Origin of the sequence: Pseudomonas sp. CG7 (assembly GCF_023701885.1) — a bacterium.
GTDB classification, from domain to species: domain Bacteria; phylum Pseudomonadota; class Gammaproteobacteria; order Pseudomonadales; family Pseudomonadaceae; genus Aquipseudomonas; species Aquipseudomonas zanjanensis.
This window is the reverse complement of sequence record NZ_JABAEE010000007.1, coordinates 1-17,630: the sequence shown is the minus strand read 5'-3', so window position 1 is coordinate 17,630 and position 17,630 is coordinate 1. Positions and strand designations below refer to the sequence as shown.

General features: G+C 61.9%; 15 protein-coding genes and 1 pseudogene. 11 read left to right on the top strand and 5 right to left on the bottom strand.

What is annotated here, in order from left to right:
* The first annotated feature begins 11 nt into the window (after positions 1-11).
* The 8 genes and pseudogenes from HGO40_RS04775 to HGO40_RS04740 all read left to right on the top strand — a co-directional run bounded on the left by HGO40_RS04775 (position 12) and on the right by HGO40_RS04740 (position 9,390).
* A pseudogene (locus tag HGO40_RS04775) lies at positions 12-1,946 on the top strand (putative nucleotidyltransferase substrate binding domain-containing protein).
* Positions 1,943-2,650 carry a 3'-5' exonuclease gene (locus HGO40_RS04770; protein WP_250962105.1) on the top strand — a complete coding sequence of 236 codons (708 nt, stop codon included), beginning with the start codon at positions 1,943-1,945 and terminating at the stop codon, positions 2,648-2,650. The pseudogene HGO40_RS04775 and the gene HGO40_RS04770 overlap by 4 nt, the downstream one beginning before the upstream one ends.
* A gap of 219 nt (positions 2,651-2,869) precedes the next feature.
* A complete protein-coding gene (locus HGO40_RS04765) occupies positions 2,870-3,388 on the top strand; it encodes an RNA polymerase sigma factor (RefSeq protein ID WP_018607416.1) in 519 nt (172 codons plus the stop codon).
* Positions 3,385-4,359 carry a FecR domain-containing protein gene (locus HGO40_RS04760; protein ID WP_250962104.1) on the top strand — a complete coding sequence of 325 codons (975 nt, stop codon included), beginning with the start codon at positions 3,385-3,387 and terminating at the stop codon, positions 4,357-4,359. The genes HGO40_RS04765 and HGO40_RS04760 overlap by 4 nt, the downstream gene beginning before the upstream one ends.
* A gap of 222 nt (positions 4,360-4,581) precedes the next feature.
* Positions 4,582-7,020, top strand: a complete 2,439-nt coding sequence (locus tag HGO40_RS04755) for a TonB-dependent siderophore receptor (protein WP_250962103.1) — start codon at positions 4,582-4,584, stop codon at positions 7,018-7,020.
* A 237-nt stretch (positions 7,021-7,257) separates the two neighbouring features.
* A complete protein-coding gene (locus HGO40_RS04750; RefSeq protein WP_250962102.1) occupies positions 7,258-8,388 on the top strand; it encodes a PepSY-associated TM helix domain-containing protein in 1,131 nt (376 codons plus the stop codon).
* Positions 8,385-8,564: a hypothetical protein gene (locus HGO40_RS04745; protein WP_250962101.1), complete on the top strand. Its 180-nt coding sequence runs from the start codon at positions 8,385-8,387 to the stop codon at positions 8,562-8,564. Before HGO40_RS04750 ends, HGO40_RS04745 begins: the two co-directional genes overlap by 4 nt.
* Before the next feature lie 196 nt (positions 8,565-8,760).
* Entirely contained in the window at positions 8,761-9,390 is a 630-nt protein-coding gene (locus HGO40_RS04740; protein WP_250962100.1) for a glutathione S-transferase, read from the top strand.
* 197 nt (positions 9,391-9,587) lie between these two features.
* On the opposite strand, the gene creD is transcribed toward HGO40_RS04740, so the two are convergent.
* The 4 genes from creD to rloA2 all read right to left on the bottom strand — a co-directional run bounded on the left by creD (position 9,588) and on the right by rloA2 (position 13,866).
* Positions 9,588-10,961: a cell envelope integrity protein CreD gene (creD, locus tag HGO40_RS04735; protein ID WP_250962099.1), complete on the bottom strand. Its 1,374-nt coding sequence runs from the start codon at positions 10,959-10,961 to the stop codon at positions 9,588-9,590.
* Between the two features lie 230 nt (positions 10,962-11,191).
* Positions 11,192-12,610, bottom strand: coding sequence for a two-component system sensor histidine kinase CreC (gene creC / locus HGO40_RS04730; protein ID WP_250962098.1), 1,419 nt, complete (start codon positions 12,608-12,610; stop codon positions 11,192-11,194).
* On the bottom strand, positions 12,610-13,290 hold the full coding sequence (creB, locus tag HGO40_RS04725; protein WP_250962097.1) for a two-component system response regulator CreB: 681 nt from the start codon (positions 13,288-13,290) through the stop codon (positions 12,610-12,612). The genes creC and creB overlap by 1 nt, the downstream gene beginning before the upstream one ends.
* Before the next feature lie 69 nt (positions 13,291-13,359).
* Complete coding sequence (rloA2, locus tag HGO40_RS04720) at positions 13,360-13,866, bottom strand: retropepsin-like aspartic peptidase RloA2 (RefSeq protein WP_250962096.1); 507 nt, start codon at positions 13,864-13,866, stop codon at positions 13,360-13,362.
* Positions 13,867-14,191: 325 nt separating this feature from the next.
* Between rloA2 and yihG the strand changes: the two genes are divergently transcribed.
* Positions 14,192-15,085, top strand: a complete 894-nt coding sequence (yihG, locus tag HGO40_RS04715) for a 1-acylglycerol-3-phosphate O-acyltransferase, YihG family (protein WP_250962095.1) — start codon at positions 14,192-14,194, stop codon at positions 15,083-15,085.
* Positions 15,086-15,249: 164 nt separating this feature from the next.
* Here the strand turns inward: yihG and HGO40_RS04710 are convergent, their stop codons facing one another.
* Entirely contained in the window at positions 15,250-15,825 is a 576-nt protein-coding gene (locus HGO40_RS04710) for a DUF2780 domain-containing protein (protein ID WP_250962094.1), read from the bottom strand.
* Positions 15,826-16,126: 301 nt separating this feature from the next.
* Between HGO40_RS04710 and HGO40_RS04705 the strand changes: the two genes are divergently transcribed.
* Both HGO40_RS04705 and HGO40_RS04700 read left to right on the top strand, forming a co-directional pair.
* Positions 16,127-16,549: a DUF3757 domain-containing protein gene (locus tag HGO40_RS04705; protein WP_250962093.1), complete on the top strand. Its 423-nt coding sequence runs from the start codon at positions 16,127-16,129 to the stop codon at positions 16,547-16,549.
* 106 nt (positions 16,550-16,655) lie between these two features.
* The gene (locus tag HGO40_RS04700; protein WP_250962092.1) at positions 16,656-17,231 is read left to right on the top strand and encodes a hypothetical protein; all 576 of its coding nucleotides are present in this window, start codon (positions 16,656-16,658) and stop codon (positions 17,229-17,231) included.
* Positions 17,232-17,630 lie beyond the last annotated feature (399 nt).

Here is a 17,630-nt window from a genome sequence, read left to right as displayed (position 1 = left end):
GCGTAATGGTTATGAAAAAAGCGGACGCCTTCATCCAGGCAGGGAAAACCGCGGTGTTGCAAAACATCCAGGGGACGCTGCAGTTTCTCCAGCGCTTTCCCCCGTTCAACCAAATGGAAAACGCCCACTTGGCCTATCTGGTGGAGCAATGCCTGCTGCGTTTCTACGCACCGGGTGACACCATCATCAAACCAGCCGACGGCCCGGTGGAACACTTCTACATCGTCAAGCAGGGCCGGGTGGTGGGCGAACGTCCGCATTCGGCCAAGGGTGGCACCGAGACCACCTTCGAGATCACTACCGGCGAATGTTTCCCCCTCGCCGCGCTGCTGGGCGAGCGAGCCACGCGCACCGAGCACCGGGCCGGCGAAGACACGTTCTGCCTGCAACTGAACAAACTCGCCTTCATCAAGCTGTTCGCCTTGTCCGGCCCGTTTCGCGACTTCGCCCTGCGCGGGGTCAGCAGCTTGCTCGACCAGGTCAACCAACAGGTCCAGCAAAAATCGGCGCAGAACCTGGGCACCCAATAGTCCCTCAATACCCGACTGGGCGAATTGGCGATGCGCCACCCGGTCAGTTGCAGCCCGGACACACCGCTGCGCGAAGCCGTGAAGCTGATGCATGAGCAGGAGGTCGGCAGCATCGTGGTGGTGAATGAGCAAAAAGCGCCGGTGGGGATTTTCACCCTACGCGACCTCCGACAGGTTGTGGCCGATGGTTCCGGGGACTTTTCCCAGGCCATCGTAGGACATATGACCCAAGCACCCTTCTTCCTTTCGCCGGACCACAGCGCCTTCGACGCGGCCATCGCCATGACCGAGCGCCACATCGCCCACGTCTGCCTGGTCAAGGACCAGCGCCTGTGTGGCGTGGTGTCGGAGCGCGATCTGTTTTCCTTGCAGCGCGTCGACCTGGTGCACCTGGCCCGGACCATCCGCAACGCCCCCAGGGTGGAAAACCTCGTGGCCCTGCGCGGTGAGATCGGACAACTGGTGGAACGCATGCTGGCCCATGGTGCGTCGTCGACCCAGATCACCCACATCATCACCCTGCTCAACGATCACACCGTCTGACGCGTCATCGAACTGACCCTGGCCGACAAGGGCGACCCGGGCGTGCCGTTCAGTTGGCTGTGTTTCGGCAGCGAAGGCCGGCGCGAGCAAACCCTGCACACCGACCAGGACAACGGCATGTTGTTCGAAGCCCGGGACGCCGCCCATGCCGCGCAAATTCGTGGCTTGCTGCTGCCCATCGCCCAACAGATCAACCAGAGCCTGGCCCTGTGCGGCTTCACCTTGTGCAAGGGCAACATCATGGCCGGCAACCCCGAGCTGTGCCTGTCCCGCGCCGAATGGGCCCGGCGCTTCTCGGCATTCATTCGTGAAGCGACGCCGGAAAACCTGCTGGGCGCGAGCATCTATTTCGACCTGCGGGTGGTCTGGGGCGAAGAGCAAGGCTGCGAGCAGTTGCGCCAGCAGATCCTCGGCCAGGTGGCCGACAATCGCTTGTTCCAGCGCATGATGGCCGAGAATGCGCTGCGCCATCGCCCACCCGTGGGACGCTTCAGGGATTTCGTGCTGAGCCGCAAGAATGGCGAAAAGGCGACCCTGGACTTGAAAGTTCAGGGCCTGACACCCTTCGTCGATGGCGCCCGCCTGCTGGCACTGGCCAACGGCATCGAAGCCAACAACACCTTGGAGCGCTTGCGGCAATTGGTCGTCAAGGAGGTGATCGAACCGCTCGATGGCGCGGCCTATGAAGAGGCCTATCACTTCATCCAGCAGACCCGCATGCAGCAACATCAACTGCAAACCCGCGAGAACCTGCCTTATTCCAACCGCGTCGACCCCGACAGCCTCAACCATCTGGATCGACGCATCCTGCGTGAATCCTTGCGCCAAGCCCAGCGCCTGCAAAGCAGCCTGACGCTGAGGTACCAGTTGTGAGTATTTTTTCCTGGCTGCGCCCGGCCCAACCGACGGTACCCGATGCGCTGCAACAGCGCCTGGAACGCCTCCCCGCGCCTTCGCCACTGAGGGAAAGCAACCTGCGGGAGCAACGCTGGGTCGTGGTGGATCTGGAAACCACCGGGTTGAACCTGAACAAGGACCAAGTGCTGTCCATCGGCGCGGTGGTCATTGAAGACGGCGCCATCGACTTCAGCCAACAGTTCGAACGGACCTTGCAATGCGATAAGCAGAAACTCGGGCCAAGCGTGTTGATCCATGGCCTGGCCCCCAGCACCATTGCCGCTGGCAGCGACCCGGCAGAGGCGCTGCTGGCGTTCATGGAATTCATCGGCGACAGTCCGCTGTTGGCCTTTCACGCGCCGTTCGATTCCCACATGCTCGGGCGCGCCTTGAAAGACTACCTGGGCTATCGCCTGCAGCATCCGTTTCTCGACGTGGCGGACCTGGCCCCGATGCTTTGCCCCCAGGCCCATCTGCGCAGGTCCGGCCTGGACGAGTGGATCGACTGGTTCAAGCTGCAAGTCTTCGACCGCCACAACGCCAGCGCCGACGCCCTGGCCACGGCGGAACTGGCGCTGATCCTGTTCAGCCGCGCCCGTCAGCAACAGATCCACAGTGCGCTTGAGCTGCAACAGCGCCTGGGCCAGTGGAAACGGCGGCAGCAGGCGCCTTCGCTTTAGAAGCCTTGGGCACATAAAGCCCTCCCTGTGGGAGCGAGCTTGCTCGCGATAGCGCAGTGTCGGTCGATGTCAACGCAGCTGATTCACCGCAATCGCGAGCAAGCTCGCTCCCACAGGGGTGTTGAGTCGTTCGTCCCGACCAGCGCCAATTGCTTTCCCTCCCCACCCTCTGCCACAATCGCGAACAATTCTCGTTACTTAAAACATCGGTGATGATCCGTGTCGTCAGTCCCCACTCCCCATAGTGATTTGGTTGGTGCGTTGTACCGTGACCATCGCGCTTGGCTATTGGCATGGCTGCGACGCAACGTGGCCTGTGCGCACCGGGCCGAGGACCTGAGCCAGGACACTTTCGTGCGCTTGCTGGGTCGCGAGGAACTGAAAGCACCCCGCGAGCCCCGGGCGTTTCTGGTGGCCATCGCCAAGGGCCTGCTGTTCGATTATTTCCGGCGCGCAGCCTTGGAGCAGGCTTACCTCACCGAACTGATGCTGATCCCCGAGGCCGAGCAGCCCTCGGTGGAAGAACAGCAAATCATCCTGGAAGACCTCAAGGCCATCGACCGCCTGCTCGGCAAACTGTCGAGCAAGGCCCGCGCAGCCTTCCTCTATAACCGCCTCGACGGCCTCGGCCACGCCGAAATTGCCGAGCGCCTGGGGGTTTCGGTGCCGCGGGTACGGCAGTATCTGGCGCAGGGCATCCGCCAGTGCTACATCGCCCTGTATGGAGAACCGACGTGAGCCAGGTCCATGCCAAACCGGTCTCGGCCAGCGTGCTGGACGCCGCCATCGCCTGGCAGTTGTCCCTGGACTCGAGCAGCGCCCAGGAGCGGGAAGCGTTCGCCCGCTGGCATGCCGCCGATGAAGAACACGCCCAGGCCTGGCGACAGCTAGGCATGCTCGACCAGCGCTTCAGCTTGGCCAACGGGCCGGCGCGGGCGGCGTTGCTGCAATCGCGGGTGAGCATTCGCCGGCGGATACGCAAGGTGGGCAGCGGCCTTGCCAGCGTTGTCGCGGCCATCGGCCTGGCGTTGTTTGCCGGGGAGCGTTACCTGCCGTTGGACTATTGGCTGGCCGACCAGCGCACCGCGACGGGCGAGCAACGCACCCTGCGCCTGGCCGACGGCACGCTGATCAACCTCAACACCCACAGCGCGCTGGACGTGCGTTTCGATGACAATCAGCGCCGCATCATCCTGCAGGAAGGCGAGATCCTGGTGGAGACCGGCCACGACGACCCGCGTCCGAGCATCGTCGAGACCCGCGAAGGCAGCCTGCGTGCCTTGGGCACACGATTCCTGGTCAAGCGTGAAGACGAAGGCACGCGCCTGAGCGTGTTGAAATCCGCCGTGGCGGCGCATCCCCAGGCCACGGACGTCGAACAGATCCTGCGCGAAGGCCAACAAGTGCTGATGCGCCACGACGGCCTCGGCCCTACCATCGCCCTGAACCCCGGCGCCGACGCCTGGACCCGCGGCATGCTGGTGGTGGACAACGCCCGCCTCGAAGACCTGGTCCATGAGTTGGGCCGTTACCGGCGCGGCTACCTGGGCGTGGAACCACAAGTGGCCGACCTGCGCATCACCGGCAGTTTCCCGCTGCACGACACCGACCTGGCCCTGACCGCCTTGCTGCCGACCTTGCCGGTGCAGGTCGAGCATCACACGCGGTGGTGGGTGGTGGTGGGGCCGCGGGCTGAAACCAAGCCCTGAAGCACATTGTTGTCAGTGATGGCCTCATCGCGAGCAAGCTCGCTCCCACAGGGCTTCGTATTCCAATGTGGGAGCGAGCTTGCTCGCGATGAGGCCATTCGTCCCACCAAAAAACCACCGCCCGCAAACAGAATCTAAATTATTTTCATCCAGCCCTATCACTTTTCGATTTTCATCCGGCACTCAGGCAATTGAGAAATATTTCCATTCAGGAGCCGCCGTATGTCCCGCCCGCTAGACACCCTGTTGCGCCCCAGCCTGTTGGCCGTTGCCATTGCCTTTGCCGCCCCGTTGACCAGCGCCCCCCTGCTGGCCGCCGAACCGGCCACCAGCGTGCGCGCCTACAACCTGCCCGCCGCGCCCCTGGCCAGCACCCTGAACCAGATTGCCAGCCAGGCCGGCCTTGCGCTGAGCCTGAATCCGTCCCTGGCCTCGGGCAAGACCTCGGCCCCGGTCCAAGGTCAGTTCGACGCCACCGGCGCCTTGCGCGAGGCCTTGCGCGGCACCGGCCTGCAACTGGAACAAAGCAGCGCCGGCACCTACAGCCTGGTGGCCATGCCTGAAGGGGTCATGGCCCTGCCGGAAACCAGCGTGATCGGCGCCGGTCTCAGTGAACCCGCGTGGGGCCCGACCGAGGGCTACGCCGCCACCCGCACCGCCGCCGGGACCAAGACCGATACGCCGGTCGTCGAACTGCCGCGCTCCGTCTCCGTGGTCACCCGCCAGCAGATGGAAGACCGCTCCGTGCTCAACCTCAACGACGCGCTGCGCTACACCGCCGGTGTGCAGAGCAGCGGCTACGGCTCGGACTCGCGTAACGATTGGCTGCTGGTGCGCGGCGTCGTGCCGACCCAGTTCCTCGATGGCCTGCCGCTGCCCAGGGGCAACTACATCACGCCGAAAATCGAGCCTTGGAACCTTGAGCGCATCGCCGTGCTGCGTGGCCCGGCCTCGTCGGTCTACGGCCAGACGCCCCCCGGCGGCATGCTGGACATGGTCAGCCGCCGCCCACAAGCCGAAAGCAGCAATGAAGTCGAGCTGCAGGCCGGCAGCTACGAACACAAGCAGATCAACTTCGACAGCACCGGCAAGGTCGATGACGAAGGCCAGTTCCTCTATCGGGTCAGCGGCACCGTGCGCGACAGCATCGCCCAGGTCGATCACATCCCGGACAAGCGCTACAACCTCGCGCCGAGCCTGACCTGGAACATCAACGACGACACGCGCCTGACCTTCCTGTCGCAATACACCCGCGACGACACCGGCAGCACCGGGCAATTCCTGCCACTGCAAGGCACCAAGCTGTCCTCGCCGGCGGGCAAGATTTCCCACCACAAGAACCTGGGCGATCCGGACTGGGAATTCTACGACCGCACCTACTACGCGCTCGGTTATGCGTTTGAACATCGCTTGAACGATACCTGGCAGTTCCGCCAGAACCTGCGCTATACCAAGAGCGATTTGGAAACCCAAGGTATCTCGGCTGGCGGCCAATTCTGGCCAGACGGCCCCGACCAATCGGTGGACGCCGACGGCAACGTCAAGCGCAGCGCCAGCGTCATCAATGAAGACATCAGCCAGTTCGCCGTGGACAACAACTTCCAGGCCGACTTCCAGACCGGCGCCCTCAGCCACACCCTGCTGCTGGGCCTGGATCACCAGCGCTCCAACAGCAATTCGCGCTGGGATTGGGGTTCGACTGGCGTGCCGACCAGCAACATCCACAACCCTACCTATGGACAGGATTTCTCCAACGTCCAGTACTTCACCTTGTATGACTACAACCAGAAGACCCACCAGACCGGCCTGTACGTCCAGGACCAGATTGCCCTGGACAACTGGCGCCTGACCCTCGGTGGTCGTGAAGACTGGATTCACACCGGCACCGTGTTCCACAACCTGAACAACGTCACCAACACCCAGCGCGACAAGAAATTCAGCGGCAACGCGGCATTGAGCTACGTCTTCGATAACGGTGTGACGCCGTACCTTTCCTTCGCCCAGTCGTTCCAGGCGGCGGCAGGTTCAATCGTCAACAGCACCGAAGCGTTCAAGCCGACCGAAGGCGAACAGTACGAGGCCGGTATCAAGTACCAACCGCCCGGCACCAAGACCTTGCTGACCGCCGCGGTGTTCGACCTGACCCAGAAAAACAACTCCGTGACCGAAAACAATGTCACCCGCCAAGTGGGTGAAGTCCAAGTACGGGGCGTGGAACTGGAAGCCTCGGGCAACGTGACCGACAATCTGAAACTGGTCGGTTCCTACACCTACAACGACAGCGAAATCACCAAGGGCACCGCGGCTGAAGAAGGCAAGCGCATGGCCCAGGTGCCGCGTAACCAGGCCACTGCCTGGGCGGACTACACCTGGCACAACGGCCCGCTGGATGGCTTCGGTGTCGGCGCCGGTGTGCGTTATGTCGGCGACACCTACGGCAACACCACCAACACCGACTGGGGCCATGTCGGGTCCTACACCGTGTACGACGCCTCGGCCCATTACGACCTGGGTCGTTTGAACAAGACCCTCAAGGGCGTCACGGTGGCGGTGGATGCCAAAAACATCTTCAACAAGGACTACCTGTCCACTTGCGACGGCTTCTACTGCTACTACGGTGACCAACGTAATGTCGTCGCCAGCGTGAATTACAAATGGTAAACGGTTAGCATTTGCAAAACCTATTTGAGGGTAGCTGTCGCTGAGATCGATCAGTCAGATGAAATCCCTGTGGGAGGCTTTTGTGGGAGCGAGCTTGCTCGCGATGGCGGTGAGTCAGCTGCGTTGATGTTGACTGGCACTCCGCTTTCGCGAGCAAGCTCGCTCCCACATAAACCCGCTCCCACAGGTTTCTCGGCAGATCTCAAGCATCGTGGCCCTTTTGCATTCGGATCGATCATGAAAAGCAAAACCATTCGTCGCTGGTCTTTCGTCCACACCTGGACCAGCCTGATCTGCACGGTCTTCCTGCTGATGCTGGCGATCACCGGGCTGCCGCTGATCTTCCACCATGAAATCGAACACCTGCTGGGCGACGCCCCCGAGCTTCGGGAGATGCCGGCCAGCACGCCGCCGCTGGACTTGCAGCAACTGGTGGAAAAAGCCAAGGCCCATCGCCCAGGTGAAGTGGTCCAGTATTTTGGCTGGGACGAGGACGAGCCCAACGGCGTCATCACTATCATGGCGCCGACGCCGGGCACCGAACCCAATTCCTCCCACACCTTCATGCTCGACGGGCGCACCGGCGAAGCCTTGGAAATGCCCTCGGCCAATGGCGGTTTCATGATGGTCATGTTGCGCCTGCACGTGGACATGTTCGCCGGCTTGCCGGGCAAGCTGCTGCTGGCCTTCATGGGGCTGTTGTTCGTGATTGCCATCGTCTCCGGGGTGGTGCTGTATTTACCGTTCATGCGCCGCTTGAAGTTCGCCACGGTGCGCCAGGACAAATCCACGCGCCTGCGCTGGCTCGACCTGCACAACCTGATCGGCGTGGTCACGCTGGTCTGGGCACTGACCGTGGGCGTGACCGGCGTCATCGCCGCGTGCGCCGACCTGCTCATCGCGGCGTGGCGCAACGACAGCCTCAGTGCCATGGTCGAACCCTACCGCAACGCCCCGCCGCTGACCCAACTGGCTCCGGCCACGCGCTTGTTGGACATCGCCAAGGACGTCGCGCCGGGCATGGAGCCCAGCTTCATCGCCTTCCCCGGTACGCTGTTCTCCAGTGAGCACCACTACAGCGTGTTCATGAAAGGTGACACCCACCTGACCTCGCACCTGCTCACGCCCGTGCTGATCGATGCCACCACCCTGGACGTCACCGCCGTCGCCGAACGACCGTGGTACATGGACATGATGAGCCTGTCCCTGCCGTTGCACTTCGGCGACTACGGTGGCCGGCCGATGCAGATCTTCTGGGCGACCCTCGATGTCCTGACCATCATTGTCCTGGGCAGCGGCGTGTATCTGTGGGTGGTTCGGCGCAAGGCCGCCAAACGTGCAACCGTCGGCGCGGAGGTTGCTTCGTGAGGCCTCGGCAGTCGAATTTCTGGAAGGTGTTTGGTATTCCCGTGATGATTGGTGCGCTAAGCGCTGCGGGATTGTTCAGTGCATTGCTCGGTGACGGAGGCTGGGATGCGGGGAGCTGGGTTGGGCTGGGCATACCCACGGTGCTGGGGTCTTGGGGCTTGATCAAACGCGGATAACGCCAGCCAAACACAGAGCCAATGTGAGAGCGAGCTTGCTCGCGATAGCGCAAGGCCAGTTGCATTGATGTCGACTGACCCGCCGCCATCGCGAGCAAGCGCGCTCCCACAGTGGAGATATCGGTCAATCCGCCGCTCGCCAGCCGCCCTTCAACTGTCTAGGCTAAGCCCCTGCCGCCCAATCGAGGATACCCGCATGTCCCCCCCCAGCATGACGCTGTTCCACAATCCCGCTTCGCCCTTCGTGCGCAAGGTCCTGGTGCTGCTGCACGAAACCGGCCAGCAAGACCGCGTGGCGTTGCAGCTTAGCCAGCTCACGCCGGTCAAGCCGGACCGGGCGCTCATCGATGACAACCCGTGGAGCAAGATCCCGGCCCTGCGCCTGGCCAACGGAACAGTGATCCATGACAGTCGCGTGATCCTCGATTACCTCGACCACCAGCACGTTGGCAACCCGTTGATCCCCCGGGACGGCGCGGCGCGCTGGCGGCGCCTGACCCTCGCCTCCCTGGCCGCCGGGATCATGGATGCGGCGGTGATGATCCGCTACGAAACCGCGCTACGCACCGTGGAAAAACACTGGGACGAATGGCTCGATGCGCAACGGGACAAGATTCGCCGTGCCCTGGGCCTGCTCGAAGCCGAGGCGATTGCCGAATTGGCCAGCCATTTCGACGTGGCCTCCATCAGCGTGGCCTGCGCCCTGGGCTACCTGGACCTGCGCCATCCCGACCTGGAGTGGCGCAAGGCCAATCCGCATTTGGCGCAGTGGTTTGCCGAGGTGAGCGTGCGGCCTTCGATGGTCGAGACGGTGCCCAGGGTCTAGATTTGCATTGACCGATCCAGCCTCATCGTCGGAACGCCGCCCGGAGCAAGCTCGCTCCCACAGGGGACTGTGGTGTTCTTTGTGGGAGCGAGCTTGCTCGCGATGGCAGCGCACCGGATCCAGCGGAAACAGCCCAGCAATGCGCATCACCAACACTTCACGCACCCGTTGGTCCTCCCGCAACCGCAGCGACCGGCTCACTTCACCTCTCCCCACTCGAAGTTCATCGCCGCGGCCGGCTTCGACCCGACCCCATACCAGTCCAGCTTGCGGGTCAGCACCATGAACACGCCCAACAGGCTGAACAACAATAGCGACCCCATCAACAGTGCGTAGTCCTCAGCGCTCAACAGGCCGTAGAGCAAGCCGTACAAGCCCGCCAGCCCCGCCGAAACCCCGAGGCCGTGGCTCACGCTGCGCAGCACATGGCAGACATAAAACCCGATCAATACGACACAGGCACTGGCCGACACCAGGTACGCCAGGGTGAAGCCGATGTGCTCCGACAACGACAACAGCAGCAGGTAGAAGAATGCCAGCGCCCCGCCCACCAAGGCGTACTGGACCGGGTGCACCGCCAGGCTCTTGAGCACTTCGAAAAGGAAGAAGCCGGCGAAGGTCAGCGCGACGAACAGCAACGCATATTTAATCGCCCGGTCGCTCTTGAGGTATTGGTCCACCGGATCGATGAAGCTCACCCCGAAGGCACGGCTGCGGAACGCTTCACAGCTATCGCTAGGCTCGCAGGCTTGCAGCGTTTCCAACAGGTTGGTGGAGAAAAACGACGTTTGCCAGTCAGCGCTGAAACCCTGCTCATTGATCTCGCGGTTGGTGGGCAGGTAGTTGCCGATGAAGCTGGGGTGTGGCCAGTCGGCCGACAGGTGCACCTTGGTGGATTTGCCCACCGGCAGAATCTGGAAGTCGCCCGTGCCTTGCAGGCGCAGGTCAAAACCGAAGGTCAGCTCGGGGCCGCCCTGGGCGGTGATCATCGGCAGCGGCACATGCACGCCCTGCCCCCGCCAGCCGAGTCGCGAGCCGGGCAGGAAATCAACGGTCTGCTGGTTCAGCGTCAAGGTCAACGCATTCTCGATGCCACGAATATCGCTGATGCCGACGCTCAGGTACGGCTCGTCAAAACGGTAATCGGCAAAGTCCTTGGCAGCGACACCGTAGCGCTCAGGCACCTTGAAGCGGCCATCGATACGGTTGTCGGCGTGGAACATCCGCGCTTCGTAGATGCCCCGGGCACGGGTTTCAGTGCGGATCTGGCCGTCGAGCTCGAATTGCTCAGGCAAAAAATATAACTCGCCTGTTCGTTCGACGGTTTCCAGGAAACGCACACCGGTCTTCTCGTTGGTGTTCCAGACCTTCACGCTCTTGCGAAACGGCACCACGATCATCGGCCCGATCAGTTGCTGGTTGTAGCTGGAGCTGCGGGCGATGTCCTGCAGCACACCGTCGCGCAACTCCTGGCGCTCGTCGATGAGGCCATTGATCATCAACAGCGGGATCATCAGCAAGAGGATCAAGAGGGCGATCATGCCCAGTTTAATGGCGAGGCTGCGGTTCATGTGGGGCTCTCCCTGTTCGAATGAGGGAGAGTCTGGGGTGGTTGTGTGAGGGGTTTATGGGGGATATGTGGAGATTGTGTGGAGACTGAAATCCACCTGACCCATGAAACCTGTGGCGAGGGAGCTTGCTCCCGCTCGGCTGCGAAGCAGTCGCAAAAGGGGCCGCTTGGCAGCCCAGCGGGAGCAAGCTCCCTCGCCACAAGAGTGTTCCAAACTGAGTAACTGGGTGTTCAGGGCAACCTCAGCACCACCTCCACCCCACCCTCGACATTGCCAATACTGAATTGCCCCCCATGCAACTGCACCACTTCTTCGACAAAGTTGAGCCCCAGGCCGGTGCTCTTGCGGCCGCTGTCCGGGCGCGGCAGGGAATAGAAGCGCTCGCTCAAGCGCGGCAGTGCGTAGTCGGGGATCGGCGCGGCCGGATTGACCAGGCGGATCTCGACACGATTCCCACGGCGCTCGGCGCTCACTCGCAGCAGGCCGTTGATGGGGGTGAAGTCCAAGGCGTTTTCCAGCAGATTGCCCAAGGCCTGGCGCAACAGGAACGGCTCTCCCGTCAGTGCCAGGTCGCCAGCGATCTGCTGTTCAACCGTCAACTGGCGACTTTCAATCCAACCGCCGCGCGCTTCCAGCAACTCAGCCATCAGCGCCGCCAGCGGCACTGCGACTTCTTCCTCCAGCCCTTGGCGCTGCTCGATCTGGGCCAGGTTGAGCAAGCGCTCGATCAACTGCTGCATGCGCACGCTTTCATTGTCGATGTTGCTGACAAAGCGCTGGTGCTGGGCAGCGGGCATGTCGCTTTGCAGCAGCTCGGCAGCGCCACGAATCGCCGCCCGCGGGCGCTTGAGTTCGTGAGTGAGCGTGTGCACGTAACGCTCGACGTAGGCCTTGCCTTCGAGTTGGGTGCGCATGTGCTCCACCGCACCGGCCAGTTGCTCGAATTCACCGCCACGATAATGCGGCACTTCCACCCGACGCCCCTGGCTGCCCGCCTGGGCGTAGATCGTCAACCGCCGCAGTGCCGCGCTGAGCCACCAGGACAACAAGCCGCCCAGCAACAAGCCCCGGGCGACCAGCCCGGCGCCATAGATCAACAGCCGCCGCTCGGTGCGATCGACATAAGGCTGCAAGGAACTGTTGGGCTTGGCGACGGTGACAACGCCAATGATCCGGCCGTTGTCGCGAATCGGCGCACCGACGTGCATCACCGACGATGCAGGATCGTCCGGATCGCTGCGACTCGAACGGGCGCCGTAGTGGCCGCGCAGGGTCAGGTAGACGTCGTTCCAACGTGAATAATCCTGTCCCACCGCCACGCCACTGGAATCGAGCACCACGATACCCTTGGCATCGGTGACATAGATGCGATGGCTGACCTGGTTTTTCGGCAAGCCCCAGATCGTCGCCGCCGGCTGGCGCTCGCCATAAGCCCTGAGCAATTGTGGCCAACGATTCTGGTTGAGGGTGCCGGCCTTGAAATCGTCCCGCAGGATCTCGGCCATCAGGTTGGCAGTGTCCACCAGGGTTTCCTCGGTGGACTGGCGCACGCCGGGGCGGATTTCCTCCATGACCGTGTTGAGCACGAAATAACCGGTCAGGGCGATAAACAGCACATACACCAGGAAAATCCGGATCCCCAGCGACATCAGCTGTGCCCCGGGCTGTAGCTGTAGCCCAGGCCTCGATGGGTCTGGATCGGCTCGGCCTCGGCGCGGACCAGGCGCAATTTGGCGCGCACGCTCTTGATGTGGCTGTCGATGGTGCGCTCGTAGCCGGCATCGCTGGCAACGCCCAGGGCATCGAGCAATTGTTCGCGGCTGAAAACCCGCTCGGGCTGCTCCAGCAGGCAATTGAGCAGGCGAAATTCGTGGCGGGTGAGGTTCAGCGGGGTGCCGCGATAGTTGATTTGCACGCGGTCGGCATCGACCTGAAACAACGCCGTGCCCACCTCCGCCACCGGCCGCGGCGCCACGCGCTTGAGGATCGCCCGGACCCTGGCCGCCACTTCGCGGGGGCTGAAGGGTTTGACTACATAATCGTCGGCACCGATTTCCAAGCCCACGATCCGGTCGATCTCGCCATCCCGGGCTGTCAGAAAGATGCCCGGAACGTCGCTGAAACGTCTGATTTTTTTACAAGTCTCGAATCCGCTGATATCCGGCAGGCCCACATCGAGAATGATCAGGTCCGCCGGGGTGTTTTTCTGGTGTTCAAGAGCGGCTGCGCCAAGGCTCAACCAAGTGGTATCAAACCCCTCCCCTTGCAGGGCAAACACCAGCGTATCGGCGATGGCGGCTTCGTCTTCGACAATCAGAATATGAGGCATGGCTTGCGGGCCCGGCAGTAAAGTTGCCGGAACGGTGCCGCAAGGCTTGGGGTGAGTCAATCAGGGAAATCAGCAGTCCGGCTTATCCGCCGTAAACCGCCGCGCCGGGTTCACCGCCGCCCCGAACTCACGCAACGCCTTGGCCCCAATCAGCAACGGGTAATTGAAACTGCTGCGGTCGGTCAGGTTGACCTCGACCGTGCGCTTGACGTTGCCCAGGCACAACTCCAGATCGACCACCGGGCGCTCGGTGGGGGCGATCTTTTCGTCGTCGTCCTCATCCTCTTCGGAACGGGTCTTGATCTTGCTGATGCGGGCGATCTTGTGTTCGTAGACCTTGTTGTCCGCGTCCTTGGTCGCCAGGCGGAAGCGCACCCAATCGTCGCCGTCGCGGGTGAAGGTCTCGATGTCCTTGGCCGACAGCGAGGCGGTCAGGGCGCCGGTGTCCATCTTGGCCTTGAGCACCTCACCGCCGATTTCCGGCAGCGCGATGTATTCGTAGCGCCCGTACAGGGTCGGCTCGGCGGCCAGCACCGGAAGGGCCATCAGGGAAAGCAGGGCGAGAACTGATTTCATGTAGTAAGGGCTTCCATTGTGGGCGTGGTTTTTTAGACCGTGGCTGATGAATTCGTTCGGTTGATCGCACAGCGGCCAGAGATTGCTCCCGCTGGGCCCTGTAGGAGCTGTCGAGTGAAACGAGGCGGCGATCTTTCCAAAGACACTTGAGTCCAAAAAGATCGCAGCCTTCGGCAGCTCCTACAGGGCCCAGCGGGAGCAATCTCTGGCCACAAAAGCCAGCCCAGTCTAGCCAAGTCCAAGTGAAACTTTCGTCCAAGCCGATTTGGCCTACCACCCGAAGCTTGCTTATCATGACCCGCCTACCCGTTTGCAAGAGTCATCTATGCGCCGCCTGCTCACCGGCTGTTTCGTCACCCTGTTGCTGTTGCTCAACACCCTGGTGCTGTTCGGGCCGCTGATGGTGTTCGCACTGCTCAAACTGGTCCTGCCCGGGCGCTTTCGCGACTATGCCTCGTGGGCAGTGATGTGGATCGCCGAGACCTGGGCCGAGATCGACAAGCAGATCTTTGCCCTGTGCATCCCCACCCGCTGGGACATCCGCGGCGGCGCGGACCTGCGCGGCGATACGTCTTACCTGGTGATCAGCAATCACCAATCCTGGGTGGACATCCCTGCCCTCGTCCAGGCCCTCAACCGGCGCACGCCGTTCTTCAAGTTCTTCCTCAAGAAAGAACTCATCTGGGTGCCGTTCCTGGGGCTGGCCTGGTGGGCCTTGGATTACCCGTTCATGAAACGCTACACCAAGGCGTTCCTGGCAAAGAATCCGGAGCTGGCCGGCAAGGACCTGGAAATCACCAAGGCCGCCTGCGAGCTGTTCAAGCGCCAACCGGTCACCGTGGTCAACTACCTCGAAGGCACCCGCTTCACCGCCGCCAAACGCCAACAACAGCAATCGCCCTTCCCCCACCTGCTCAAGCCCAAGGCCGGCGGCGTGGCGTTCGTGCTGGCGGCCATGGGCGAACAACTGGCCGCGGTGCTGGACGTGACCGTGGTCTATCCGCAAGACCGCATTCCCGGGTTCTGGGACCGGAGCAGCGGCGCAGTGCCCCGGGTCATCATCGACATCCAGACCCGCGAACTGGACCCGGCACTCTGGCAGGGCGATTACGAAAATGACCCGGTGTTTCGCCAGCAGGTGCAGGACTGGGTTAATCGGCTCTGGACTGAAAAGGACCGGCGCATCGCCCAATTGCGCAACGAGGGGAAGGGAACCTAACAGTTCTGATGGATTACCCCACGGCCCAAGAACCGACCTTGATCCCGGGGCTGGACACGCGTTGCGCCAGCCAGCTCCCTCACACGTGCAGGCGGGAAAACGCCGACTACCTCAGCTTGCGAGTCTGAGACCCCTGTGGCGGATGTTCGATGTCGCCACGCTCATCAAACGCCCGCACCATTCCCCCAAATCCCCCCCAGGTTCTGCAGCAGCGACCCGGCGACGCCCTGTTGGCCGAGGTATTGCAGAATGATCGGGGCAAACTGGCCGATCATGCCGCTGTCCATGCCCAGCGCGCTGAAGGCATTGTTCAGGTCGCCGGTATCCTTGACGTTACCCAGCAGGCCGTCGAGCAAGGCATTGTTATCCGACCCGCCACCAAGCAAACCACCCAAGCCATTGAGCCCGCCGATGGCGCTGTTTCCGGCGATCTGATCCAGGCCCGGCACACTTTTGCTCAGTTCGGAAAATTGCGGCTCGCTAAGCCGATTCTTCGCCAGCCCCAGCATCGCACCGGCACCGCCGATGGCCTGTTCCGGCGTGATCTTCAGTTCCGATCCAAGGGTATTGAGCAGCCCGGCCGCTTTCGGTGCAGCGGCCACCATGCCCTCTTCCTCGCCTGAGCTGCCCTGCATGGCCGACACCACATTGGCGGCATCGCTAAGGCTGAACTGCGCGAAGGCCGGGCTGGCGGCGAGTATCAACAGCCAAGACAGTGCAAAACCGCGTGAAACCTTCATCCGGGACATCCTCTTGAACACGAAAAAGCCGCCCATGAAGAGCGGCGTAAAGCGTGCTTTGGACTGGCGCGGGCGGAGATTGTTCCTAAAGGCATTAGGCTAATAGCCGATAGCCATCACAGAAAATTCTTCCGAGGTCGTAAGAAGTGTCTGATTTAACGAAAACCGCGCTTTTTTATATAGCCAAAAGTTACCAAACATCCATATACAGTTCAAAATTGACATAAATAACTGTCAGCCTCGACAGTAGCCCGCCCGACCAAAGCCGTGAATCGTTGAACTGAGCCCTGGAGCCTGGCACATGAAAAAAATACTGGCTGGAGGGGCGGTGCTGCTTTTGCTGATCATTGGCCACGTCCAGGCCGGTGAAATAACCTGTCCCGCCGTCACTGACATCCGTAGAAACATCGAATCGGTGGAAGACGTTTTTTTCGTCGATGTACAGGACGACCACGAATGGGCGAGCGAAAGCCTGGTGGACGTGGTCAACCCGGTGTCGTTGCAATTCGAAGGGGCCGAGTACGTTATCCATAAAAACGATGGAGACGAGCAGACACCCTCCCGTGCGACCATCACATGCAGGTACGGGGCGATCAACCTGAAGCTGGACTATCAACAGATCCAGGAACCGGCCTTTTCAAAGTGGGTAAGCAATCGCTGCGAAAGCGCGGATACGCGACTGTGCAGGTTGATGGACGGCGACTACTTCAACTTGATTTATTGATCGATAATGGCACCCGCGTCACTGTTCCAGCATACCCCCTCTAAGCGCTCTGCCACCGCCTGCACCCTTTACCGTACAGTGCGACGTCCTCCAGCAGAGTGTGTCCATGAACGTACAAATCGGCGGCGCCACCCTCGCGGTCATCCTGACCGGCATGCTCATCGTCCTGGGCGTCAACGAATGCCAGCGCGGTCCGCTGAATCCGGACGTTGCCGAGGGCACCAGCGACGAACAAAAAACCTGGCTGACCATCGAACACCGCATCAAGCGCTCCGACCCGACTTTGACCGACGTGACCCGCGACCAACAAACGCTGACCGTGCGCTACCGTCCTGGCACTTGCGCGGATGACTGCGAGCCTTGGGTTCCACATCTGCTGCGGGTCGTCGGCCACGGCTTGGCGGCGCTCAATGGCGCGCCGGGGGGCAAGCAGTACACGCAAGTGACGGTCAAGGCGGGGATCCTTGCAGAGGATGACCTGGAACTGGTCTACGACATGCCGGGGTTCGACGCCATCAAGACCCAACAAGGCGGCTACGAAACCTTTGCCGGCATGCCCCGCAGCCTGACATTCAGCGGCGACGCCCTGGCCCAGGCGCAAGCCTATTGCCGAGGCCCCAGCGCCAAAGGGTTCTACCCTGAATTCTGCGAACGGGTCGAGACCGCAACGGCCCATCGATAACCGTGGCGAGGGAGCTTACCCCCGGTAGGAGCTGGCGAAGCCTGCGATCTTTTGATCCTTCGGTTGAGACTCAAGTGTCTGGGGAAAGATCGCAGCCTCGTTTCACTCGGCAGCTCCTACACGGTGTCCACTGCCCGACGCGTGCAATCTCTAGCCACAACCGGCGCTCGAACACCGTCGACCAAAAATCTTACAACTACTTAGGAAATCACCCGCAACAGCGAGCCTTGCCCAAGCCAATCCGCGATGCCTATAGTTCGTCCCGTCGTCCACATGGCGACTCGGGTTTGGCGACTCGAAACACCACGGCCTGAAGTCCTAATTTTATTAACCAATAAAGGCTCTAGCCATGAACCGATACATGCCCCTCACCGGCGTCGACTGTTCCACCGCCGCCGG